This window comes from Escherichia sp. E2562, assembly GCF_005781075.1.
Classification (GTDB): Bacteria; Pseudomonadota; Gammaproteobacteria; order Enterobacterales; family Enterobacteriaceae; genus Escherichia.
The window spans coordinates 49,549-71,532 of the sequence record NZ_VATM01000012.1 but is presented as its reverse complement, the minus strand read 5'-3'; the positions used below and the strand labels follow the sequence as shown (position 1 = coordinate 71,532).

The following is a 21,984-nucleotide window of genomic DNA, read 5'->3' as shown; positions in this document are numbered from 1 at the left end:
TTTTCCTGGCTTATATTAGTGAAGCATAACGGTGGAGTTAGTGATGCTGAAGCGTTTCTTTATAACAGGTACAGACACTTCTGTAGGGAAAACGGTGGTTTCCCGCGCATTGCTACAAGCGTTAGCCTCCCAGGGAAAAACAGTTGCGGGATACAAACCCGTAGCGAAGGGGAGCAAAGAGACACCTGAGGGGCTGCGTAATAAAGATGCCCTGGTGTTGCAGAGTGTTTCATCAATTGAACTGCCTTATGAAGCAGTCAATCCCATTGCGTTAAGCGAAGAAGAAAGTAGCGTGGCGCACAGTTGTCCTATCAATTACACGCTCATTTCAAATGGTCTGGCTAACCTGACAGACAAAGTTGATCATGTTGTCGTTGAGGGGACTGGCGGATGGCGCAGCCTGATGAATGATCTGCGTCCGCTCTCTGAATGGGTGGTCCAGGAGCAGCTACCAGTGTTGATGGTGGTGGGTATTCAGGAAGGCTGTATTAACCATGCGCTTCTGACCGCACAAGCGATTGCGAACGACGGTCTGCCTCTCATTGGCTGGGTGGCTAATCGTATTAACCCTGGGTTAGCGCATTATGCTGAAATCATTGATGTGCTGGGTAAAAAACTTCCGGCACCGCTCATTGGTGAACTGCCTTATCTGCCCCGAGCTGAACAGCGAGAACTGGGTCAATACATCCGCTTAGCCATGCTGCGTAGTGTGCTGTCGGTAGATAGAGTCAGGGTGTAAGGTCCGCGACATTACCGACGCGATCACGCAGGCAATCAATAAACCGGGGAGTAGCTGATACTCCCCGGTCATTTCACATATCATCAATGTCGACATAATTGGCGCATCCGTGGTCGCAGCCAGCAGAGTTGCCATCCCTGTTAGTCCGAGTAAAAGCGTCATTTCTTCGCCGCCTGGAAGCCATAACCCCAGGCTACGTCCATACAGCATGCCAATTGCAAGCCCGATAAATAGCGTTGGCGTAAACACGCCGCCAGGCGCGCCGGAACCGCTACTGGCCAGCACGGCAAAAAGTTTGCAGATGAAGATCGCAGCAATGACCGTAAACAGTGGTGGGGTGGTTAAAAAGGATTGCACCGTACTATAACCATTGCCCCATACGGCAGGCGTGAGCAGGGAAAGCAGGCCGACGATCACCCCCCCTAACGCCAACTGCCAGGGCGGCGTCAGTTTTAGGTGAACAAAACCTTGATGACTGGCGCTCATCATTTTCAACAGTAATGGTCCGCAAAGACCAGCCAGTACGCCGGTACTGATAATTAGCGCATAGTCCCGCACATGCAGCGTCACCTCGAGCTGAACGCTGTAGAGCAATGCATCGCTGTGATTAATAAGATTGCTGACAAGCAATGCCACCACGGCTGAAATCACCACAGGGCCAAGAGAGGCAAGCATCATGGTGCCAAACAGCACTTCGGCAATAAATAAACTCCCGGCAAGCGGTGCGCGATAGGCTGCAGCCATGCCTGCCGCAGCACCGCAGGCAATCCATAATTTCCACTCTTCACGCGGCGTAAAACGTTGGGCAAACCAGCATGCAGCAAGAGCCGCCAGCAGAATCATCGCCCCTTCACGGCCAATTGCGCTACCGCTTGTCACCACCAGCAGAGAGGCAAGTGATTTTACCAGGCTTGCTGCGTAATCGAACTGCCCCTCGCTCTGCAAAGCTTCCATATAATCGGTCGGCGCATGGGGTCGTTGCTGCGTAACTCTCTGCCAACCCATGAGCAATAAACCTGCCACCAGACCACCGAGCGCAGGAGTTAACAAGCGTCGCCACGGAGAAAGGTTTGTCGCAGCATTGACCAGACTCCCGGAATCATTGCTCAGGAACAACCACTCCAGCAACAGCATGGCATGACGGAATCCAGCAACGGCAAACGCCGCGAGAATACCGATTATCATTGCGATAAGCAGACGACGAAACAGGGTGCGCAGATCCGGGTAAAGGTGTAGATGATGCATGAGTAGAAATAGCAATTTAAACACGGGCATCTATTTTGAGGGAAAAGACGTCAGGCGCAAAAGCTGTGCGTGCTTTAAGTAGGGAAATGGTGTGACACTGTAACTTATTTAATATGGGATGGCGCGATATTGCCGCCATCCGGTAATGCTACGGGAACCTTAACGAAAAAGTGGCTTAACTGCGACGGGAATCAGCAATTGTGACTGCCACTCAGCCAGCGTTAAGCGAGCCAGTTCACCAAGCGTGCGATAAAAAGGGTGTTCTGCTTTTTCGATAAACACCTCGAGAAAGCGCGTCGACCACGGTAAAAGATGCCACGCCAGCAACTCTTCGCACTCTGTCTGACGACCGCTCTCCGCCAGCCAGGCCGCCATCAGTAGCAAGGAGCCAAAATGATCTTCAGGTTCGTTTTGCTTCATCTCAAACTGAATGCCTTTTTCGCGCATCCATTGACGAAGTGCCAACGTTGAATCGCCAAACAGTACCGATTCACGATCCAACCAGACCGATCCCCACGGCGGGGACGGCAACGCCCACGGGCCAACGAATAAACGCTGCCAGGCCTGTGTACGCGACTCTTCACTCTGTTGCTGAAAAGCCGTTACCAGCGGCACTAAAGAAGTTTGCGGCAGAGGCCACTGAGTTTCCCAGCCATCGCTGGTCATTGCAGAAGCCAGAGGCGCGGCTTCCTCGCTTTCTGGGGCGTAATAAAACAGCGCCCCCAGCACACGCGCCGCGACAGAAAAATTATCTTGTTGTGAAAAATGCGTCATTCTTATCATCCTGAAACGTGCGGCTTGCCCCGCACCAAGTTGTTAACCTGCGACGGCCATTCCTACCGTCATATGCAGGCCATAAAATCGCGCTCGCCCGATCATCTCACCGCCCGGTATGAGACACAAGCACGTTGCAGTATGTAGACCTGATAAGACGCGCCAGCGTCCATCATACTTTTTACTGCGGTTCGGCAGGCGCGCCATCTTGAGTCGGTTGTGCAGGGGCAGAATTGTTACCGCTGGTGGTGCGGTCATAGAGAATTTTATGAGTATCATTGGCACAATGGCCAACCACCCTGGTGTCAGGTTGATCGATCTGATCATTTGGCACAATACTTAAAGTAAAGCTACTTTCTGGCACACCGTTGTTGATAATACGCTGTGAAATATCGCTCTTTATCCGTTCACAAGAATCTGGCGCGGCCAGCACGGCGGGTGAGGCAATTGTGAGCAGTAGCGCGGCGCAATAAGTTGAGATTTTCATCATTGGCTCCTTAAATGAATATTACTCACTAAGCATAGCATTTCACGTGTAAAGCACTGTATTTACTACTATGATTGATAATAATCTCTACTGTCTGGTGACTAAAGTGAATTTCAAATTACTGCCATGTTTGCTCGCGATAATGCTTACAGGATGCGATCGCGCAGAAGTGACGTTTTCTTTTACGCCAGAGATGGCCAGCTTCTCTAATGAATTTGATTTCGATCCGCTGCGTGGTCCGGTTAAAGATTTCACCCAGACATTGATGAATGAACAAGGGGAAGTGACGAAACGTGTTTCAGGCAGCTTATCGGAAGAAGGTTGCTTTGATTCGCTTGAATTATTGGATCTGGAAAATAATACCGTGGTTGCCTTAGTGCTGGATGCGAATTATTACCGTGATGCGCAGACACTGGAGAAAAAAGTACGTTTACAGGGTAAATGCCAGTTAGCAGAATTACCTTCCGCCGGAGTGAGTTGGGAAACCGATGATAATGGCTTTGTCGTTAAAGCCAGCAGTAAACAGATGAAAGTGGATTATAGGTATGATGAACAGGGCTATCCGTTGGGTAAAACCACGGTAAGCAACGATAAAACGTTATCAGTCACTGCAACACCATCAACTGATCCGATCAAAAAACTCGATTACACGGCGGTTACTTTACTGAATAATCAACAAGTTGGTAATGTGAAGCAAAGCTGTGAATATGACAGTCACGCCAATCCGGTGGACTGCCAATTGATCATTGTTGATGAAGCGGAAAAACCCGCCATCGAACGGGTTTACACTATCAAAAATACCATTGATTATTATTAACGCTATTGCGCGGTCGGCTTCAGCATCGCCTGACCCGGCGTTTTATGTTCCGCCAGATACTGATGCTGGAATATACACATGCGAATGGCATTGCGATATTGACCATTAATAAAGAATTCATGCATCAGTTCACCTTCGACCGTAAAACCGAGCTTACGGTAAATGTGAATCGCTTTTTCATTCTCTTTATCGACAATCAGATACAGCTTATAGAGATTAAGAACAGTGAAGCCATAATCCATTGCTAATTTTGCTGCGCGTGTTGCCAGACCTTTGCCCTGGTATTCCGGGGAGATGATTATCTGAAATTCTGCGCGGCGGTGGACATGGTTAATTTCAACCAGTTCCACCAGACCCGCTTTTTCACCATCGCACTCCACCACGAAACGGCGCTCACTCTGATCGTGAATATGCTTATCGTACAGATCAGAGAGTTCAACAAAGGCTTCGTAGGGTTCCTCAAACCAGTAACGCATCACGCTGGCGTTATTGTCGAGTTGATGCACATAGCGTAAATCTTCACGCTCCAGCGGACGTAGCTTAACACTGTGGGCGCTTGTCATAACGTGTCCTTACATTCCTTATATCAATAACAGGTTAGGGGGTAATTACGCGGCCAGTACGACGGTCCAGGCAACGTAAAGTATTCGGTTCCCAGTAGGCATTAATGTTGGCACTTTGTTCGCATTTATCGCGGCTATCGAATGCGGAGTCAACTTTATCCCATTCTTTCTCGGCGCGTTTATTGACTTTTTGACGCAAATTGCGAGTTTCATTCCATTGCTCTTTTTGCATTGTCGCCTGTTGGCGACTCTGTGCGCTGTCGCCAGACTCAATCACCAGTTTATTGGTTTCTGCATGAGTAGTTGCACTAAATGCCAGTGCGCAAGGTAGCAGAAAAGCGAGCAGTCCGAGCCGTTTGCAGAAAATAAGATTCATGATTCATTCCTTACATGAATGTTTAAAGGGGATTTTACACGATCCACTGCGAACGCAAAACGTACCAGAAGGATGTATAGGGTGATGATATTATGTCGAGCCATAAATATACATGATGTCAATGAGTGACAAAGATGATTAAAACAACGTTACTGTTTTTTGCTACCGCCTTGTGTGAAATTGTCGGATGCTTCCTGCCCTGGCTATGGCTTAAACGGAACGCCAGCGTATGGCTGCTGGTTCCGGCGGGGATTTCTCTGGCGCTTTTCGTCTGGCTGTTAACATTGCATCCGGCGGCCAGTGGGCGAGTGTATGCCGCTTATGGTGGCGTTTATGTTTGCACGGCGCTGCTGTGGCTGCGGGTTGTGGATGGCGTAAAACTCAGTCTCTACGACTGGAGTGGGGCATTGGTCGCGCTATGCGGGATGTTGATTATTGTTGCTGGCTGGGGACGAGTTTGATTTTGCCTGGAATGATAAATCTCTTTTATTATTAATAAGATATGCCATACATGGCGTCCAAAATAACAGTGAAATCTGGCTGTCTTTAGATCTATTCACGGCGCAAATACGCGCTTTTTTTTGTGATCATTCTGGCTTTTTTGTGTCTTCATACTTGTATGGCAGTGGTTCAACTGCGTAGATTTCATGCATCACGAAGATCGATGCAAGGAATAAAACATGAAGATCGTAGGGGCTGAAGTTTTTGTCACCTGTCCAGGACGTAATTTTGTCACCTTAAAAATCACCACCGAGGATGGTATTACCGGTCTTGGCGATGCCACGCTTAACGGACGCGAGCTTTCGGTAGCATCTTATCTGCAAGATCATCTTTGCCCACAACTCATTGGTCGCGATGCACACCGTATCGAAGATATCTGGCAGTTTTTCTATAAAGGGGCGTACTGGCGTCGCGGTCCAGTCACCATGTCGGCCATTTCAGCTGTTGATATGGCGCTGTGGGACATTAAAGCCAAAGCCGCCAACATGCCGCTTTATCAGCTACTGGGTGGCGCGTCTCGCGAAGGGGTTATGGTTTATTGTCACACGACCGGTCACTCCATTGATGAGGCACTGGATGATTATGCTCGTCATCAGGAACTGGGATTCAAAGCCATCCGCGTACAGTGCGGCATTCCAGGCATGAAGACCACCTATGGCATGTCCAAAGGCAAAGGGCTGGCTTATGAACCTGCGACAAAAGGGCAGTGGCCGGAGGAGCAGTTGTGGTCGACGGAAAAATATCTCGACTTCATGCCAAAACTGTTCGACGCGGTACGTAACAAGTTTGGTTTTGATGAACATCTGCTGCATGACATGCACCATCGCTTAACGCCTATTGAAGCGGCGCGCTTTGGTAAAAGCATTGAAGATTATCGCATGTTCTGGATGGAAGACCCGACGCCTGCGGAAAACCAGGAGTGTTTCCGCCTCATTCGCCAACACACCGTCACGCCAATTGCGGTGGGTGAAGTCTTCAATAGCATTTGGGACTGCAAACAACTGATAGAAGAACAACTCATCGACTATATCCGCGCCACGCTGACTCATGCGGGCGGCATCACCGGTATGCGTCGGATCGCTGATTTTGCATCCCTGTATCAGGTACGCACTGGCTCACACGGTCCTTCTGATTTGTCACCTGTCTGCATGGCAGCGGCGCTGCACTTTGATCTGTGGGTACCAAATTTCGGCGTTCAGGAATATATGGGCTATTCCGAACAAATGCTCGAAGTCTTCCCGCATAACTGGACGTTTGATAACGGCTATATGCATCCGGGCGATAAACCGGGTCTTGGCATCGAGTTTGATGAAAAGCTGGCAGCGAAATATCCCTATGAACCTGCATATCTGCCAGTCGCACGCCTGGAAGATGGCACACTCTGGAACTGGTAAGGACGGAATATATGGTTAGTGTTGTGGTTGAAAAACCTGGACAAATGCATCTGATTGATAGCGTTTCTTCTGCGCCAAAAGCTGATGAAGTTTGTGTCAAAGTTGAGTATGCAGGGATATGTGGTTCAGACCTGCATATTTATCATGGCGCAAATCCTTTTGCGGTTTACCCTCGTATCGTAGGACATGAATTTGTCGGAACGATAACCAGTGTAGGGGACAATATCTCTCCGCAACGCATTGGTGAACGCGTCGTGGTTGATCCTGTCATTAGCTGCGGTCATTGTTATCCATGTTCAATTGGGCGCCCGAATGTGTGCGAAAGCTTAAACGTATTAGGCGTTCATCGCGATGGTGGCTTTACCGATTATACCTGTGTTCCAGCAACTAACATCTGGCGAGTGCCGGAATCTATACCAGCAAACCTTGCAGCGGCAATTGAACCGTATGCGGTAGCCGCCAATGTAACCAATCGTACGGGGGTTTTCCCAACGGATGTTGCACTGGTATATGGAGCAGGTCCGGCAGGTTTAACAATTATTGATGTTTTGTGTAACGTCTGGCAGATTCCAGTCATTGTGGTGGATCAACGCGAAGATCGCTTGCTTATGGCAGGACGTTGTGGTGCGACTCATACTTTTAATAACCGGAATGGTTCATTACGGGAATTTCTGCACAATAATAAACTAACACCTACGTTAATTTATGATGCGGTTTGCCATCCATCTATCCTGGAAGAAGCCGTGACGTTAATCTCTCCTGCCGGGCGAATTGGACTTTTAGGTTTTTCTGCGACACCGTCCGCAATAGCGCAACAAGAATTAACTCGTCGTGAGTTAACCCTCTATTCATCGCGTTTAAATTGTCGTATGTTCCCTACAGTTATTGAGTGGATGGTGATGGGATTAATTCATCCGGAGAATATTATAAGTCATGTTTTTGATATTCAACATGTACATGAAGCATTTAAACTCATCGAGTCTCAACAAGAAGGGCTGTGCAAAGTATTATTGAAATTCCCCGAGTCCTGAATGTCTTATATAAAAGTAACTGTACCTACAAAGGAACATTAATCATGGAAAAGAAAAAGCTATCTCTGGCACTTTGTACTCTGTTTGGTGGATTATTAAGTTTTTCAGCTATCGCCGCAGATGTTACCCTAAAATTAGGGCATCCTGTAAATGAAGAACATAGTTGGCATAAAGCCTCACTGAAGTTTGCTGAGTTGGTAAAGCAAAAAACAAATAATGCGGTAGAAGTTAAAATCTATCCTAATGAATCATTAGGTAAAGAAATGGATATTATTAACGCAATTCAGCTAGGAAGCGTTGATATGACCATTACAGGTGAGTCATTACAAAACTGGGCACCTTCTGCGGCATTGCTGGCAGTGCCTTATATGATTACTTCTTCAGAACAAATGGCAAAAATTGTTAATGGTGAAGTTGGCGCACAAATATCCAAAGATATTGAAGAGCGTGTGAAACTGAAAACTATCGCCTGGTTTGAACGCGGCCCCCGTAACCTGACGTCTAACCGTCCGATTACCAATCCGGAAGAACTTAAAGGGCTGACTCTACGTTTACCGAACGTACCAATGTTCATCAACGTTTGGAAAGATTTGGGCGCTCAACCGACACCAATGGCATTTTCTGAAGTCTTTACTGGTTTGCAGCAGGGAGTGATTGAAGGGCAGGAAAATCCACTTTCTATGATTATGAGTGGTAGTTTCTTTGAAGTACAGAAGTATCTTAACAGGACAGAACATGTTCGTAGCTGGATCTATCTGGTTATGGGGACGAAGAAGTTTAATAAGCTGAAGCCAGAATACCAGCAGGCTATTATTGATGCAGGCAAAGAGGCACAGGCCTATGAACACGAACTATATTTACAGGATGAAGCTAAATTAGTTGAAGCTCTGCAAGCGAAAGGGATGACGCTGGTTGATGTACATCAGAACGAGTTTGCTCGGATAGCAAATGAATCAGTTGAAAAATCAATTAATCCACAAATCAAACCTCTTTACGAAAAAGCTCGAGCAACAAAATAATATTAAACGGGGGGAGATATTCCCCCTTTTTGAGCTACTGAGGGGAAAATATGTTTAATAAGTTATATGGATATATAGAAAAAATTTATTTAACTATTGGTACGGTTTTATTAGTTGCGCTCATTGGTGTAGTATTGCTCCAGGTTATATCTCGGCCATTACCAATAAGTTCGCCAGCATGGACAGAGGAGGTCGCTCGCTTTCTACTGGTTTACGTTGTCGCATTTGGTTGTGCACTGGCAACGGGTAAACGTGAATTGGTGAACGTTGATTTGGTAGTAAGTCTGCTGCCATCTGGTTTGAAAAAATATCTGGTGCTACTTATTGATTTGGTTATTCTTACCTGCTCAATTACTCTAATGATCAATTCCGTAGAATATGTAGAAAGCACAATGTGGCGTATGGCTACTACACTGCCTATTTCACAGGCATGGGTGACATCCTCGGTGATTATCATTACCGGAAACATATCGCTTTTTACTTTGTTTAATTTGATTCGGGATTTTACGCCGCAAGGGCGGAAATAGAATTATCTAATGTGAGAACAGCGCATGAATCCGACTATTGGTCTGTTTGTGATATTCTTTGTTTCACTTATGCTGGGAGTTCCGGTTATTTTCTCCCTTGCGTTATCGTCAATCTTCTATCTACTGGTCACTGATATGGGACTCGCCATTATGGCGAATCAGTTCTTTAGTGGTATGGACTCTTTTGTACTGCTTTGTATCCCCGGTTTTTTGCTGGCGGGAGGATTAATGAACGGCGGCGGCATTACTGACCGAATTGTATCTTTCAGTAACGCATGGCTGGGTCACATTCGTGGCGGTTTAGCAATGGCCAACGTTAGCGGTTCAATGATCTTTGCAGGTATTTCCGGCACGGCAGTTTCCGAAGCCGCCAGCATTGGATCAGTAATGATCCCCGCAATGAAACGCAGTGGTTACGATGCACCATTTTCTGGGGCAATAACTGCAGTGGCATCGACAGTCGGTCCAATTATTCCGCCCAGTGTACCAATGATCATTGTTGGTACGTTAACCGGTTTGTCAGTGGGTAAACTTTTTATCGCTGGGGCAGTTCCTGGTTTAATGATGGGCTTAACCATGGCCAGTATCGCATGGTACCTGGCGCATAAACGGGGTTATCCAAAAGGTGAGCGGGCTACATTTCGTCAACGGTTACATGCTACGCGTGGGGCGATCTGGGCAATTCTAATGCCGGTCATGATTATCGGCGGTTTGGTTACTGGTCTGTTTACTCCGACTGAAGCATCTGTATTTGCTGTTGTGTTTTCGTTGATCGTGGGCTTTTTTGTCTATGGTGACTTGACTGTGAGCAAATTCATGGGATGTATGATGGAAAGCATCAGCGGTACGGCTGGCATTTTGATGCTGGTTGGTTTCGCCAATGTTTTTGCCTGGATCCTGACATCTGAAGGGATCCCGCAGCAAATTGCTGATGGCATGTTATCTATTACAAGCAACAAATATTTGTTAATTCTAATGATTAACCTGCTGCTGTTGTTGGTCGGCATGTTTATGGAAACCATCGCAGCACTATTGATTCTCTTTACCCCATTGCTATCAGTTGCGACAGCTATCGGTATGGATCCAATCCATTTTGCAGTAATGATGGTAATGAATCTTGTTATCGGCCTGACGACACCACCTGTTGGCGTGTGCCTCTTCGTTTCGCAGGGAATTGCCCGTGTTTCTTTAGGAGAGATCAGTAAAGCGGTAATTCCGTTTATTACAGGAAATATCATTTTGCTATTTATGGTTTCTTATATTCCGGGACTTTCGCTGTGGCTACCGGCATTGCTAGGTATGAAATAATCCATTTTTATTCGTTACCCGGTTATATTTTCCGATAGTGTGGCCGGGCTTTCGCTAATGATAAGAGAAAAAATATACCACTGCGATATTTGCAACAGATACATCGTAGTTTAATTGACAGAAACAGGTCTTCTTATGGAAAACAGACTTTTTAACGCCAGAGCGACACTCCCTGGTTATGATCGTAATAACCTGGCACCCAAAATTGTTCATTTAGGTTTTGGCGCATTTCATCGCGCGCATCAGGGTGTGTATGCCGACATCCTGGCTGCCGAGCATCACAGCGATTGGGGTTACTATGAAGTGAACCTGATCGGCGGTGAACAGCAAATAGCTGATCTAAAACAGCAAGATAATCTCTATACCGTTGCGGAAATGTCGGCCGATGCCTGGACCGCTCGTGTAGTGGGGGTAGTGAAAAAAGCGTTGCACGTGCAAATAGACGGTTTAGACGCTGTGCTTGCTGCCATGTGCGAACCGCAAATTGCAATTGTTTCTCTGACTATTACAGAGAAAGGCTATTTTCACTCTCCGGCGACCGGGCAGTTAATGCTGGATCACCCAATGATCGTTGACGATCTAAACAATCCCCACCAGCCGAAAACGGCACCAGGGGTTATTGTGGAGGCGCTGGCCCGGCGCAAGGCCGCAGGCTTACCGGCATTTACGGTAATGTCGTGCGACAATATGCCGGAAAATGGTCATGTAATGCGTGACGTTGTCACTTCTTATGCGCATGCTGTTGATGCGGAACTGGCGCAATGGATTGTCGAAAACGTGACTTTTCCTTCGACAATGGTCGATCGCATTGTCCCGGCGGTGACGGCTGAAACGCTGAATAAAATAGAGCAGCTCACCGGTGTGCGCGATCCAGCAGGTGTAGCCTGTGAACCGTTCCGTCAGTGGGTTATTGAAGATAACTTTGTTGCCGGACGTCCGGAATGGCAAAAAGCAGGTGCTGAACTGGTCAGCGATGTGCTGCCTTATGAAGAGATGAAACTGCGTATGCTCAACGGCAGTCATTCATTCCTGGCGTATCTGGGTTATCTGGCCGGATATCAGCATATTAATGACTGCATGGAAGATGAAAATTATCGCCGTGCGGCACATGCCTTGATGTTGCAGGAACAGGCGCCGACGCTGAAAGTGCAGGGCGTGGATCTGCAAAATTATGCGGATCGACTGATTGAACGCTACAGTAATCCAGCGTTACGCCATCGAACCTGGCAGATTGCGATGGATGGCAGTCAGAAACTCCCGCAGCGAATGCTGGATTCCATTCGCTGGCATCTGAAACAGGGCAGCGCGTTCGATCTGTTGGCGCTTGGCGTCGCCGGTTGGATGCGGTATGTCGGCGGTGTTGATGAGCAGGGTAATCCCATCGAAATTAGTGACCCGTTATTACCGGTCATTCAGGAGGCCGTGCAAAGTAGTGCAGAAGGGCAAGTGCGCGTGCAGTCCTTGATGGCGATTAATGCGATATTTGGTGATGATTTGCCGAACAATGCGTTGTTCACAGCAAAGGTGACGGAAGCGTATTTGTCTTTATTAGCGCATGGCGCGAAAGCGACCGTGGCGAAATATGCGGTGAAGTGATAAGTGACAGCAATGCCGCCATCGGCGGCATTCACACGCTTAGTTCATGCCGAGACGAATCAGGTCCAGAGGCGCGAGTTTTTCATCACAACCTTCAACTACTACGGTTTTACCGCGGCGGATTTGCTCTGCGGTCAGACCTTCAGTATCAATCGACAGGATCTTGCCAGTGTGACCGGTGCCGCTAACCATAACACGGCTGCCAGTAGTGATTGCGTTACGGTTACGATCGTAGGTCGTCATAGGTGTTTTCTCCTTTCTGATTTACAGTCGAAGCCCACGTAACGGGCGCAATATAAATACTCCTGTCGAGTGAATATTTTTTTGTTTATGATCAAGTTCACATCTTTTTTGATGCTTGCATAAACCAGAAGAAGGGGGATGAACTCTCACCCCGAATGGGATGAGAGGTAAAGAATTACTCTTCGCTGAACCAGTCGCTATTTTCCTGGCGGATTTGGCGCACAGATTCGCTGATTTCATGCAAATGTTGCGACATTGCACGTTCTACGGCATCGCCATCACGTTTTTGCAGAGCAGAGAAAATATCGAGATGTTGGCGTAACAGCATTTCTGGTGGGGAGACGCGGTCGAAACTCATATAGCGTACGCGATCAACGGTCGCTTTCAGATTCTCAATGGTATCCCACGCGAGTTGACAGTCAGCAATCTGAGTCAGGAGCTGATGGAAGTTGTCATCAAGTTCAAAAAAATCATCCAGTTGCTTGCGCTCAATGGCAATGCGTTGCTGATGAAGATTTTGCTCAAGTTGGTAGCACTGGCTTTCAGTGATCATGCTCGCTGCCCGCCGTGCCACCGCGCACTCAATGGCCTGTCGAATAAAACTGCCATTGCGAACCTGGGTCATGGAGATTTTATTGACGTAGCTGCCACGCTGCGGGCGAATTTGAATCAGGCCGTTTTCAGCCAGTTTAATGAAGGCTTCGCGAACCGGCTGACGTGACACATTGAAACGAACAGAAACTTCTTTTTCCGACAACGGCGTACCTGGTGCAATCAGGCAATGCACAATGTCGCGACGAAGAATACGATAAATTTGCTGATTGACAGGCTGTGTGGGATTAAGTTGTGTTTCGACGGTCATTCGTTATTGCTTTTGAGTGGGTTAACCGCAAGAGTCTACCACTTTTTTGTGACAAGCAATAACCCGGCGGTGAGGCCGGGTATAAAAATTAATGCCGATGGACATTCAACCCGGCATAGCTTTGGGTAACCGGCATCATTTCCAGGGTGTTGATGTTAACGTGAGCGGGAAGAGTGGCTACCCACCAGACGGCTTCGCTGACATCTTCTGGCGTCAGCGCAACGGTATTTTGATAGGTTTTTTCTGCTTTGCCGTCATCGCCTTTAAAACGGACATTGGAAAATTCGGTGCCGCCTACCAGTCCCGGTTCGATGTCTGTGACACGTACTGCCGTACCGTGCAGATCTGTGCGTAGATTCAGGCTGAACTGACGAACAAAGGCTTTTGTCGCACCGTAGACGTTGCCACCTGCATATGGCCAGCTACCCGCCGTTGAACCAATGTTAATAATGTGACCACGATTGCGCTCAACCATGCCCGGCAGGACTGCCCGCGTCATATACACGAGGCCCTTATTGTTGGTATCAATCATGGTTTCCCAGTCTTCAACGCTCGCTTTATGTGCAGGTTCCATACCCAGCGCCAGTCCAGCATTGTTCACCAGAATATCAATCTCACTCCACTCGGCAGGAAGTGATGCCAGCATTTCTTCAATGGCGGCGCGGTTACGGACGTCCAGTTGGGCGATATACAAATTATCTCCCAGCTCGTCTTTTAACTCCTGCAACCGCTCCTGACGGCGACCAGTAGCGATAACTTTATGCCCTTGTTGAATAAAACGACGAGTAATGCATTCACCAAAACCTGCCGTTGCTCCAGTTACTAATACGATCATCTCACTGTTCCTCAACGCTTTTGTGTGTCACTAACATAGCACGTGATGCTTAAGAGCGGGTAATACTGGTTTGCAACATTGCACTCCGTTATCAGTAAGCCTACGCTATGGAACACCTCGTTTTCAGGAGTAGAAAATGTCAACGACGAATCCTTTTCTTACGCAGAGCACGCTGCCTTATATGGCGCCCCATTTTGATCAGATTGCAAATCATCACTATCGCCCGGCATTCGACGAGGGGATGCGGCAAAAGCGGGCTGAGATAGAAGCGATAGCGTTAAACCCGCAGACGCCCGATTTTACTAACACTATTCTGGCTCTTGAAAAGAGCGGGGAATTACTCACACGTGTAACCAGCGTCTTCTTCGCTATGACCTCGGCGCATACCAACGATGAATTACAGCGTCTTGATGAACAATTCTCGGCAGAACTTGCGGAACTGGCTAATGACATTTACCTGAACGGCGAATTGTTCGCTCGGGTCGATGCCATCTGGCAGCGCCGTGAATCTCTGAGTCTTGATAGCGAATCCATTCGACTGGTCGAGGTGATTCATCAACGTTTTGTTCTTGCCGGGGCCAGACTTGCAGAGGCCGATAAGGCAAAATTAAAAGTGCTGAATACAGAGGCTGCGACCCTCATCAGTCAGTTTAACCAGCGGTTATTAGCGGCGAACAAATCCGGTGGGCTGGTGGTTGACGATATTGAGCAACTGGCGGGGATGAGTGAGCAAGATATTGCCCTGGCGGCGGATGCAGCGCGCGAGAAAGGTCTGGATAACAAGTGGCTTATCCCACTACTGAATACCACCCAGCAACCGGCGCTTGCCGAACTGCGCGATCGCGCGACGCGTGAAAAACTGTTTACTGCGGGCTGGACGCGGGCAGAAAAAAATGACGCTAACGATACCCGTGCCATTATTCAACGGCTGGTGGAGATCCGCGCGCAGCAGGCGAAACTGCTTGGTTTCCCTCATTATGCTGCGTGGAAAATCGCCGACCAGATGGCAAAAACCCCCGAAGCAGCACTTAACTTCATGCGTGAAATTGTCCCGGCCGCGCGTAAGCGAGCAGACGATGAACTGTCGTCTATTCAGGCGGTTATCGAAAAGCAGCAAGGCGGATTTAGCGTCCAGCCGTGGGACTGGGCATTTTATGCCGAGCAGGTAAGACGCGAGAAATTCTGTCTCGATGAAGCGCAGCTCAAACCTTATTTCGAATTGAACACGGTGTTGAATGAGGGAGTATTCTGGACTGCCAACCAGCTTTTCGGCATTAAATTTGTCGAGCGCTTTGATATACCTGTCTATCACCCGGATGTGCGCGTATGGGAAATATTTGACCATAATGGAGTCGGGCTTGCGCTATTTTACGGTGATTTCTTTGCCCGTGATTCCAAAAGCGGCGGCGCGTGGATGGGGAATTTTGTTGAGCAATCCACGCTCAATGACACACGTCCCGTTATTTACAATGTTTGCAATTATCAGAAACCAGCGACAGGCGAACCTGCATTGTTATTGTGGGACGATGTTATAACCTTATTCCATGAATTTGGTCATACGCTGCACGGCCTGTTTGCCAGCCAACGTTATGCGACGCTTTCTGGCACCAACACGCCGCGTGATTTCGTCGAGTTCCCTTCACAAATAAACGAACACTGGGCGACAAATCCGCAGGTATTCTCTCGCTATGCGAGGCATTACCAAACCGGAGAAACCATGCCGGAAGAGTTACAACAGAAAATGCGCAATGCCAGCCTGTTTAATAAGGGCTACGAGATGAGCGAGTTACTTAGCGCAGCACTTCTTGATATGCGCTGGCATTGTCTGGAGGAGAATGAAGCACGCCACGACGTGGACGATTTCGAACTTCGGGCGCAGGCGGCGGAAAACATGGAGCTTCCCGCTGTACCGCCGCGTTATCGCAGCAGTTATTTCGCTCACATTTTTGGTGGCGGATATGCGGCGGGTTACTACGCGTATCTGTGGACGCAAATGCTGGCAGACGATGGTTATCAATGGTTTGTCGAGGAGGGTGGTTTAACGCGTGAAAATGGGCAACGTTTTCGCGACGCTATCCTTTCCAAAGGTAATAGCGAAGATTTAGAACACCTGTATCGCCAATGGCGAGGTAAGGCACCACAGATTACACCGATGCTGCAACATCGCGGCTTGAACGTATAATTCCCCCATATAGCACCGGGCTACATCCAGTCCGGTGCTATATTATAATATGCTGTTCATTTCTTTTTTAGTTATCCGGGATCTGCGTACATTTGCAGAAATAATTGGATTTATAATACTGCCAAAAGCCCTAATCTTTCAGGCCATTACCTTCTTCCCTTTGGCATAATCGGTATTATATCTTCTGGCTTGAATTTAACGTGTTCTGACAGATTTAATCACTTTTTTCTGTTTATTTTGTTTTAAATCACGCCGTTATATTTTTATCCATTAATTAATGTTTTTTCTATGGAATTGTTGACATAAATTTTCTTTTCTCTCGTTATAATAGAGCGCACAAGGAATTGTGAAAAAGGAGTGGCAATGATCAAGAAGACAACGGAAATCGATGCTATCTTGTTAGATCTCAATAAGGCTATCGATGCCCATTACCAGTGGCTGGTGAGTATGTTTCATAGCGTGGTAGCGAGGGATACCAGTCAGCCAGAAATTACGGATAACCATTCTTATGAACTGTGCCAGTTTGGTCGGTGGCTTGATCATCATGGACCACTCGATAGTGATGAATTACCCTACGTTCGGATAATAGATTCTACCCATCAGCATATGCATAACTGTGGCCGGGAATTAATGCTGGCTATTGTCGAAAATCGCTGGCAGGAAGTTCATTTTGACGAATTTCAGGAAGGGTTGCTTTCTTTTACCGCAGCATTAACAGATTACAAAATTTATTTGCTGACTATTCGTAGCAATATGGATGTATTGACGGGATTACCTGGCCGTCGGGTACTTGATGAATCCTTTGAGCATCAATTACGTAATGCTGAACCATTAAATCTTTATTTAATGCTGCTGGATATAGACCGATTTAAACTGGTTAATGATACCTACGGACATTTAATCGGTGATGTGGTATTACGAACCCTGGCGACTTACTTAGCCGGTTGGACGCGTGACTACGATACGGTTTATCGCTATGGTGGTGAAGAGTTTATTATTATCATCAAAGCGCAAAATGATGCTGAGGCGTGTCGTGCTGGGGTACGTATTTGTCAGTTAGTCGATAACCATGCCATAGCGCATCCTGGCGGACATATCCCAATCACAGTGACCGCTGGCGTGAGCCGCGCGTTTCCTGAAGAACCGTTGGATGTGGTTATTGGAAGGGCTGACAGAGCAATGTACGAAGGCAAGCAGACCGGAAGAAATCGCTGCATGTTTATTGACGAGCAGAGTGTGATAGCCCGAGTTTAAGCTCTGTTTAACATTCATTGAGAAAAATAATGCTACTGTGTCAAAGAACCGTTACCAGCGCAGAGAAATGCCTGATAGCGTAAAAGCAAAACACAAATCGATCCATGCAAGCATTCACCGCCGGTTTACTGGCGGTTTTTTTTGCCGTCAGAAAATCAGGCCCCTTGCACACAACTGTAACAAGGGGCCGGTTAGGTGAGGGATTATCTCCGTTCATTAGTCATCCCATTTGTAGCTGAAATATGCGGCCAGAAAGCCAGAAAATAAAATTATTCCCAGAACAGCTATAAAAACATTCATATTACCCAACATTATTTTCCTCCGTTTATTGTGTGGTGTGTTTCCTCGCTTGCCTTAATTTTCATCTCAATGAGAAAGATATTAGCAGAGATTACCTAAACAAAGGCTGAATCAGGCGGTTATTGTGATGGGGAATGGATGTTTTTACGATATTGCGAAGGGGATAATAAAAAACGTTGGTGAAAGTGATGACGCAATAACGCTGAATTGCCAAAACCCGTCAGCTCGGCAATTTTATCGATGTTAAAAGCCGAATTTTGCAGATAATCCTGTACTCGTATTAATCGTTCATTGAGTAGCCAGCGGGCGGGCGTCATGCCGGTTAACGCCTCAAAACGTCTCAAAAAAGTGCGCTGACTCATATTTACCCGCTCGGCGAGGGAAGACACAGTATGTGTTTGTGCCAGATTCTGCTGCAAAAAGTCGAATAATGCACCTAACGTCTGGCTTTCACGCGGTGAGGCCATTGGGCGCGTCAGATTTTGTGGTTGATCCCCCTGGCGATGTGGCTGTATGACCAGCCGTCGGGCGACATTATTAGCAATCTCATGGCCAAAATCTTTGCGCACGATATGTAAACACAGATCGATCCCCGCGGCGCTTCCGGCGGAGGTCATCACTTGTCCTTCATCCTGATATAACACATTGTCACTTACGCTGATTGAAGGGTAACGGTGCTGGAGTTGTTCAGTGTAGCGCCAGTGGGTGGTCGCTTTTCGCTGGTGAAGAAGGCCCGCAGCGGCAAGGACAAACACGCCAGAGCATATCGATACCAGGCGGGTACCGCGCTGGTGTGCTTCGCGCAATGACTGACATAGCATCTCTGGCACTTTTGCATCTATTCCACGCCAGCCAGGAATAATAACCATATCGGCGTTGGGCAATAATTCCAGCCCTCCATCTGCCACCACGTGGATCCCCCCGGTGGCTTGCAGCGCACCAGGCTCTACCGCAGCAACGGCAAAACGATACCAGTTATCGCCCAGTTCCGGTCGTGGCAGGCCGAATATTTCAACGGCTACGCCAAATTCGAAAGTACATAGCCCGTCATAAGCCAATGCAACGACCAGCGGGCGTTGTAACGTTGTCATCATTTTGCTCTTTTCTGGCATATCGGGAGGCGGTCAGTGAAAAGTAGATTGGTTACATTATTGTTAACACAACAAACCAAAAGGAAAAAGCACTATGCGTTATGTCACTGAATTTACCACAGCGAAGCCAGAAGTTGCTGAGGCGCATTTTCTCGCGCGCTTGAGTGTCGAAACAGATTGTGCCGATGTTCATGACTCTCTGGCTTATATTGGCGATGATTTCGTTTTACTTCATGTGGTTGGTCGTGAAGAGGACTTCGCTCGTCGGCATATCCCAGGCGCTCTCCATTTACCCCATAAGCAAATGACCGCAGAAAGAATGGCCGAATGGCCGGACGATACGCTATTTGTGGTGTATTGCGCGGGGCCACATTGTAATGGTGCAGACCGTGCGGCACTCAAACTGGCTCGACTCGGAAAGCCGGTTAAAATCATGCTCGGCGGGATAACCGGTTGGGAAGATGAAGGCTATGCCTTTGCCTCAGAATAATGATTAGCAAAGCCGTGCCAGTAGTGGCACGGCACGAATGTCAACAGAGTGCTGGCTGCCCCTGGGGTCTGGCGTTAATACCTTTTAACATCAGCGCCCACGCGGCAATGATGACTACCGCCAGGATGATAAACAGCGAGGAAGACGGGAGAGTGGTAAGTACAACACCACTCACTAATGGATTTACCGCTGCCCCCAACCAGCCTAATGACTGGGCGGAAAAATAGCTGGCTTTCATTCCTGGCGGCGCAATATGGTCAATCAACATATACTCACCGGGAGCATAAATAATTTCACCAACAGTAAATACCGCGGCTGAAATTCCCCACAATAGCAGGCTGTTTCCGGAAAAAATAAAACCGACCAGACCGACGACAAAACAGAGTGTGCCTACCGTCATCAGCGCGCGTATGTTGGTCGGGTTAATACGCCGCCCAACGGAATACTGCAACGTAACCACCATCGCGGCATTAACAGGCAGGACCACTGCGACCACTTTTTCAGCAAAACCACTATCCGCTATGACCATCACATATTGCGAGATACAAGAGGCAAAGGCACCGCTCACGAAAGAAGCCAGAAAGGCAGAGCAGGTGAACCACAGCAGCGCTTTATCCCGTAACAAAACCTTTGGCGACCAGACGCTGCCTGTTTCTGTGGCGATGATTTTCTCGCTGCGCTTTACCCAAATTTTAATGAAAACCATGGGAAACGCAGAGCAGATAGCTGCAAGCCAAAAGGGCAGATTGATGCTCTGCATGACCAACAGCGTGCCGAGTGGTGGGCCGACGGTCCAGCCAATATTGAGCATGGTGTAGTTGATCGAGAAGATCTTCGTTTTGCTGGTGGATGAAAGATTGTCGGCAAACCAGGCTTTCAATACAGTGGCAAAAACGGAATAGGCACAGTTGATGAGTGCGAAAAAAAGTACCACCAGCGTGACGCTGTCCACCAGGGGAATGGCAATAAAACCGCTGGCGAAGGCCGTAATTGCCAGTAACATATAGCGTTTCTTGTCGAACTTATCCGCCAGGATACCAAAACCGAGGCTAAAAACGACACCAATAGTGAGCGCAATTGTCATCGCATAACCAATGAGATCGACACCCAGACTGTACTGGCGACTCAAGTAAATAGTCATAAATGGCAGCGTGGCGCCGCGTCCGATAGTTAATAACAACGACGAGGCGAGAAGGGCGCAAGTAGAGCGTCTCAGAGATAAGTTCATTTGGCTGTCCGACAATGCATTTCGTTATGTTTTGTTTTTGAGATGTAAAGAAATAGCATGGCAAAAATCCGAAGTATAGCGACTTATTTGCCATTAATGCCGTGGTAAACGGTGATTAACGAATGAACTGTTAAAGAAAAGTAAATTCAGCTAAGTTGATTGCTGACAAAAAATGAAAATTCAGAGGCGGGAAAATGTCGCGGAAAGATGGGTTGTTGGCGCTATTAGTCGTCGTTGTATGGGGGCTTAATTTTGTGGTCATCAAAGTGGGGCTCCATAACATGCCACCGCTAATGCTGGCCGGTTTACGCTTTATGCTGGTCGCCTTCCCGGCAATCTTTTTCGTGGCGCGACCAAAAGTACCGCTGAATTTACTGCTGGGGTATGGTTTAACCATCAGTTTTGCGCAGTTTGCCTTTCTCTTTTGCGCCATTAACTTCGGTATGCCGGCAGGGCTAGCCTCGCTGGTCTTACAGGCTCAGGCGTTTTTTACTATCGTGCTCGGTGCTTTTACTTTTGGCGAACGGCTGCACGGTAAGCAACTGGCGGGGATTGCGTTAGCGATTTTTGGTGTACTGGTGTTAATCGAAGATAGCTTTAACGGTCAGCATGTGGCGATGCTCGGTTTTATTTTGACCCTGGCGGCGGCATTTAGTTGGGCGAGTGGCAATATCTTCAATAAAAAGATCATGTCTCATTCATCCCGTCCGGCAGTGATGTCTCTGGTCGTCTGGAGCGCATTAATCCCGATAATCCCGTTTTTTGTCGCCTCGCTCATTCTCGATGGCGCCGAAAAAATGATTCACAGTCTGGTCACTATCGACATGACCACCATTCTGGCGTTGATGTATCTGGCATTTGTGGCGACGATAGTTGGTTACGGGATCTGGGGTACGCTGCTTGGACGCTATGAGACATGGCGTGTCGCACCCTTATCATTACTGGTGCCGGTAGTCGGTCTGGCAAGTGCAGCGTTACTGCTGGATGAACGCCTAACAGGTCTGCAATTCTTAGGGGCCGTGCTTATTATGACCGGACTGTATATCAATGTGTTTGGTTTGCAGTGGCGTAAAGCGGTGAAGATGAGAGGCTAACAAGCCCCGATATGCCGGGGCCTGAATA

Annotated in this window: 24 protein-coding genes and 2 pseudogenes; 13 read left to right on the top strand and 13 right to left on the bottom strand. The window is 47.8% G+C overall.

Translation table 11 applies throughout. The annotated features are described in order from the left end of the window. The first annotated feature begins 43 nt into the window (after positions 1–43). Positions 44–739, top strand: a complete 696-nt coding sequence (gene bioD, locus FEK43_RS16965; protein WP_130209293.1) for a dethiobiotin synthase — start codon at positions 44–46, stop codon at positions 737–739. On the opposite strand, the gene clcB is transcribed toward bioD, so the two are convergent. The 4 genes and pseudogenes from clcB to FEK43_RS16945 form a co-directional block, all read right to left on the bottom strand. Continuing rightward, on the bottom strand, positions 692–1,984 hold the full coding sequence (gene clcB, locus FEK43_RS16960) for a voltage-gated ClC-type chloride channel ClcB (protein ID WP_135406709.1): 1,293 nt from the start codon (positions 1,982–1,984) through the stop codon (positions 692–694). The two genes, bioD and clcB, sit on opposite strands and share 48 nt — an antisense overlap. 159 nt (positions 1,985–2,143) lie before the next feature. Then, entirely contained in the window at positions 2,144–2,758 is a 615-nt protein-coding gene (dmsD, locus tag FEK43_RS16955) for a Tat proofreading chaperone DmsD (RefSeq protein WP_135406705.1), read from the bottom strand. Between the two features lie 42 nt (positions 2,759–2,800). Further along, positions 2,801–2,887: pseudogene (locus FEK43_RS23160) on the bottom strand (hypothetical protein); the annotation flags it as partial. A gap of 52 nt (positions 2,888–2,939) precedes the next feature. After that, complete coding sequence (locus tag FEK43_RS16945; RefSeq protein ID WP_130219129.1) at positions 2,940–3,245, bottom strand: DUF1161 domain-containing protein; 306 nt, start codon at positions 3,243–3,245, stop codon at positions 2,940–2,942. Between the two features lie 106 nt (positions 3,246–3,351). Here FEK43_RS16945 and FEK43_RS16940 point away from each other — a divergent pair, with 106 nt between their 5' ends. Next, positions 3,352–4,062, top strand: coding sequence for a YnfC family lipoprotein (locus FEK43_RS16940; protein WP_135491348.1), 711 nt, complete (start codon positions 3,352–3,354; stop codon positions 4,060–4,062). A 2-nt stretch (positions 4,063–4,064) separates the two neighbouring features. Here FEK43_RS16940 and speG read toward each other — a convergent pair whose 3' ends face one another. Further along, positions 4,065–4,625 carry a spermidine N1-acetyltransferase gene (gene speG, locus FEK43_RS16935; protein WP_064529978.1) on the bottom strand — a complete coding sequence of 187 codons (561 nt, stop codon included), beginning with the start codon at positions 4,623–4,625 and terminating at the stop codon, positions 4,065–4,067. 34 nt (positions 4,626–4,659) lie between these two features. Then, the gene (locus FEK43_RS16930; RefSeq protein ID WP_135406702.1) at positions 4,660–5,001 is read right to left on the bottom strand and encodes a DUF1283 family protein; all 342 of its coding nucleotides are present in this window, start codon (positions 4,999–5,001) and stop codon (positions 4,660–4,662) included. 134 nt (positions 5,002–5,135) lie between these two features. Between FEK43_RS16930 and FEK43_RS16925 the strand changes: the two genes are divergently transcribed. The 7 genes from FEK43_RS16925 (at position 5,136) to FEK43_RS16895 (ending at position 12,377) form a co-directional block, all read left to right on the top strand. Further along, the gene (locus tag FEK43_RS16925) at positions 5,136–5,462 is read left to right on the top strand and encodes a YnfA family protein (RefSeq protein WP_135406698.1); all 327 of its coding nucleotides are present in this window, start codon (positions 5,136–5,138) and stop codon (positions 5,460–5,462) included. 219 nt (positions 5,463–5,681) lie between these two features. Beyond that, a complete protein-coding gene (rspA, locus tag FEK43_RS16920) occupies positions 5,682–6,896 on the top strand; it encodes a starvation-sensing protein RspA (RefSeq protein ID WP_135406695.1) in 1,215 nt (404 codons plus the stop codon). An 11-nt stretch (positions 6,897–6,907) separates the two neighbouring features. Beyond that, on the top strand, positions 6,908–7,927 hold the full coding sequence (locus FEK43_RS16915) for a Zn-dependent oxidoreductase (RefSeq protein WP_130260609.1): 1,020 nt from the start codon (positions 6,908–6,910) through the stop codon (positions 7,925–7,927). A 44-nt stretch (positions 7,928–7,971) separates the two neighbouring features. Then, positions 7,972–8,946: a TRAP transporter substrate-binding protein gene (locus FEK43_RS16910; protein WP_130209277.1), complete on the top strand. Its 975-nt coding sequence runs from the start codon at positions 7,972–7,974 to the stop codon at positions 8,944–8,946. A 50-nt stretch (positions 8,947–8,996) separates the two neighbouring features. Then, positions 8,997–9,473 carry a TRAP transporter small permease gene (locus tag FEK43_RS16905; protein ID WP_130209275.1) on the top strand — a complete coding sequence of 159 codons (477 nt, stop codon included), beginning with the start codon at positions 8,997–8,999 and terminating at the stop codon, positions 9,471–9,473. Positions 9,474–9,497: 24 nt separating this feature from the next. Continuing rightward, positions 9,498–10,781: a TRAP transporter large permease gene (locus FEK43_RS16900; protein WP_130260610.1), complete on the top strand. Its 1,284-nt coding sequence runs from the start codon at positions 9,498–9,500 to the stop codon at positions 10,779–10,781. Positions 10,782–10,916: 135 nt separating this feature from the next. Then, complete coding sequence (locus FEK43_RS16895; protein WP_135406691.1) at positions 10,917–12,377, top strand: mannitol dehydrogenase family protein; 1,461 nt, start codon at positions 10,917–10,919, stop codon at positions 12,375–12,377. 39 nt (positions 12,378–12,416) lie between these two features. Here the strand turns inward: FEK43_RS16895 and ydfZ are convergent, their stop codons facing one another. From ydfZ to ydfG, 3 genes are all read right to left on the bottom strand, one after another. Beyond that, positions 12,417–12,620, bottom strand: coding sequence for a putative selenium delivery protein YdfZ (gene ydfZ, locus FEK43_RS16890; RefSeq protein ID WP_000214710.1), 204 nt, complete (start codon positions 12,618–12,620; stop codon positions 12,417–12,419). Positions 12,621–12,795: 175 nt separating this feature from the next. Continuing rightward, the gene (gene rspR / locus FEK43_RS16885; RefSeq protein WP_130209269.1) at positions 12,796–13,482 is read right to left on the bottom strand and encodes a DNA-binding transcriptional regulator rspR; all 687 of its coding nucleotides are present in this window, start codon (positions 13,480–13,482) and stop codon (positions 12,796–12,798) included. An 88-nt stretch (positions 13,483–13,570) separates the two neighbouring features. Continuing rightward, positions 13,571–14,317 (bottom strand): bifunctional NADP-dependent 3-hydroxy acid dehydrogenase/3-hydroxypropionate dehydrogenase YdfG, encoded by a 747-nt coding sequence (gene ydfG / locus FEK43_RS16880; RefSeq protein ID WP_130260613.1) that lies wholly within the window; start codon positions 14,315–14,317, stop codon positions 13,571–13,573. A gap of 136 nt (positions 14,318–14,453) precedes the next feature. Between ydfG and dcp the strand changes: the two genes are divergently transcribed. Beyond that, the gene (gene dcp / locus FEK43_RS16875; protein WP_135406687.1) at positions 14,454–16,499 is read left to right on the top strand and encodes a peptidyl-dipeptidase Dcp; all 2,046 of its coding nucleotides are present in this window, start codon (positions 14,454–14,456) and stop codon (positions 16,497–16,499) included. Between the two features lie 363 nt (positions 16,500–16,862). Beyond that, positions 16,863–17,753, top strand: a complete 891-nt coding sequence (locus tag FEK43_RS16870) for a diguanylate cyclase (RefSeq protein WP_130260615.1) — start codon at positions 16,863–16,865, stop codon at positions 17,751–17,753. 114 nt (positions 17,754–17,867) lie between these two features. Here the strand turns inward: FEK43_RS16870 and FEK43_RS23155 are convergent. The 3 genes and pseudogenes from FEK43_RS23155 to ftrA form a co-directional block, all read right to left on the bottom strand. Then, positions 17,868–17,970 (bottom strand): annotated as a pseudogene (locus FEK43_RS23155) (hypothetical protein). Beyond that, complete coding sequence (gene mgtS, locus FEK43_RS16865; RefSeq protein ID WP_064529968.1) at positions 17,970–18,065, bottom strand: protein MgtS; 96 nt, start codon at positions 18,063–18,065, stop codon at positions 17,970–17,972. The pseudogene FEK43_RS23155 and the gene mgtS overlap by 1 nt, the downstream one beginning before the upstream one ends. Before the next feature lie 107 nt (positions 18,066–18,172). After that, positions 18,173–19,144, bottom strand: coding sequence for a transcriptional regulator FtrA (ftrA, locus tag FEK43_RS16860; RefSeq protein ID WP_138158651.1), 972 nt, complete (start codon positions 19,142–19,144; stop codon positions 18,173–18,175). 94 nt (positions 19,145–19,238) lie between these two features. On the opposite strand from ftrA, the gene FEK43_RS16855 reads away from it, so the two are divergent. Next, positions 19,239–19,634: a rhodanese-like domain-containing protein gene (locus FEK43_RS16855; RefSeq protein WP_001271101.1), complete on the top strand. Its 396-nt coding sequence runs from the start codon at positions 19,239–19,241 to the stop codon at positions 19,632–19,634. A gap of 40 nt (positions 19,635–19,674) precedes the next feature. On the opposite strand, the gene ydeE is transcribed toward FEK43_RS16855, so the two are convergent. Next, positions 19,675–20,862 carry an efflux MFS transporter YdeE gene (ydeE, locus tag FEK43_RS16850; protein WP_135406684.1) on the bottom strand — a complete coding sequence of 396 codons (1,188 nt, stop codon included), beginning with the start codon at positions 20,860–20,862 and terminating at the stop codon, positions 19,675–19,677. 194 nt (positions 20,863–21,056) lie between these two features. Here ydeE and eamA point away from each other — a divergent pair, with 194 nt between their 5' ends. Then, the gene (gene eamA, locus FEK43_RS16845) at positions 21,057–21,956 is read left to right on the top strand and encodes an O-acetylserine/cysteine exporter (RefSeq protein ID WP_131161905.1); all 900 of its coding nucleotides are present in this window, start codon (positions 21,057–21,059) and stop codon (positions 21,954–21,956) included. The last annotated feature ends 28 nt before the right edge of the window (positions 21,957–21,984 follow it).

Coding starts and splice junctions, on each gene's coding strand:
- FEK43_RS16905 (WP_130209275.1), top strand. CDS start 8,997: ATGTTTAATAAGTTATATGGATATATAGAAAAAATTTATTTAACTATT.
- FEK43_RS16910 (WP_130209277.1), top strand. CDS start 7,972: ATGGAAAAGAAAAAGCTATCTCTGGCACTTTGTACTCTGTTTGGTGGA.
- dmsD (WP_135406705.1), bottom strand. CDS start 2,758: ATGACGCATTTTTCACAACAAGATAATTTTTCTGTCGCGGCGCGTGTG.
- rspA (WP_135406695.1), top strand. CDS start 5,682: ATGAAGATCGTAGGGGCTGAAGTTTTTGTCACCTGTCCAGGACGTAAT.
- bioD (WP_130209293.1), top strand. CDS start 44: ATGCTGAAGCGTTTCTTTATAACAGGTACAGACACTTCTGTAGGGAAA.
- speG (WP_064529978.1), bottom strand. CDS start 4,625: ATGACAAGCGCCCACAGTGTTAAGCTACGTCCGCTGGAGCGTGAAGAT.
- FEK43_RS16895 (WP_135406691.1), top strand. CDS start 10,917: ATGGAAAACAGACTTTTTAACGCCAGAGCGACACTCCCTGGTTATGAT.
- clcB (WP_135406709.1), bottom strand. CDS start 1,984: ATGCATCATCTACACCTTTACCCGGATCTGCGCACCCTGTTTCGTCGT.
- FEK43_RS16915 (WP_130260609.1), top strand. CDS start 6,908: ATGGTTAGTGTTGTGGTTGAAAAACCTGGACAAATGCATCTGATTGAT.
- ydfG (WP_130260613.1), bottom strand. CDS start 14,317: ATGATCGTATTAGTAACTGGAGCAACGGCAGGTTTTGGTGAATGCATT.
- dcp (WP_135406687.1), top strand. CDS start 14,454: ATGTCAACGACGAATCCTTTTCTTACGCAGAGCACGCTGCCTTATATG.
- FEK43_RS16870 (WP_130260615.1), top strand. CDS start 16,863: ATGATCAAGAAGACAACGGAAATCGATGCTATCTTGTTAGATCTCAAT.
- FEK43_RS16930 (WP_135406702.1), bottom strand. CDS start 5,001: ATGAATCTTATTTTCTGCAAACGGCTCGGACTGCTCGCTTTTCTGCTA.
- eamA (WP_131161905.1), top strand. CDS start 21,057: ATGTCGCGGAAAGATGGGTTGTTGGCGCTATTAGTCGTCGTTGTATGG.
- FEK43_RS16900 (WP_130260610.1), top strand. CDS start 9,498: ATGAATCCGACTATTGGTCTGTTTGTGATATTCTTTGTTTCACTTATG.
- FEK43_RS16925 (WP_135406698.1), top strand. CDS start 5,136: ATGATTAAAACAACGTTACTGTTTTTTGCTACCGCCTTGTGTGAAATT.
- mgtS (WP_064529968.1), bottom strand. CDS start 18,065: ATGTTGGGTAATATGAATGTTTTTATAGCTGTTCTGGGAATAATTTTA.
- ydeE (WP_135406684.1), bottom strand. CDS start 20,862: ATGAACTTATCTCTGAGACGCTCTACTTGCGCCCTTCTCGCCTCGTCG.
- ftrA (WP_138158651.1), bottom strand. CDS start 19,144: ATGACAACGTTACAACGCCCGCTGGTCGTTGCATTGGCTTATGACGGG.
- FEK43_RS16945 (WP_130219129.1), bottom strand. CDS start 3,245: ATGAAAATCTCAACTTATTGCGCCGCGCTACTGCTCACAATTGCCTCA.
- ydfZ (WP_000214710.1), bottom strand. CDS start 12,620: ATGACGACCTACGATCGTAACCGTAACGCAATCACTACTGGCAGCCGT.
- rspR (WP_130209269.1), bottom strand. CDS start 13,482: ATGACCGTCGAAACACAACTTAATCCCACACAGCCTGTCAATCAGCAA.
- FEK43_RS16855 (WP_001271101.1), top strand. CDS start 19,239: ATGCGTTATGTCACTGAATTTACCACAGCGAAGCCAGAAGTTGCTGAG.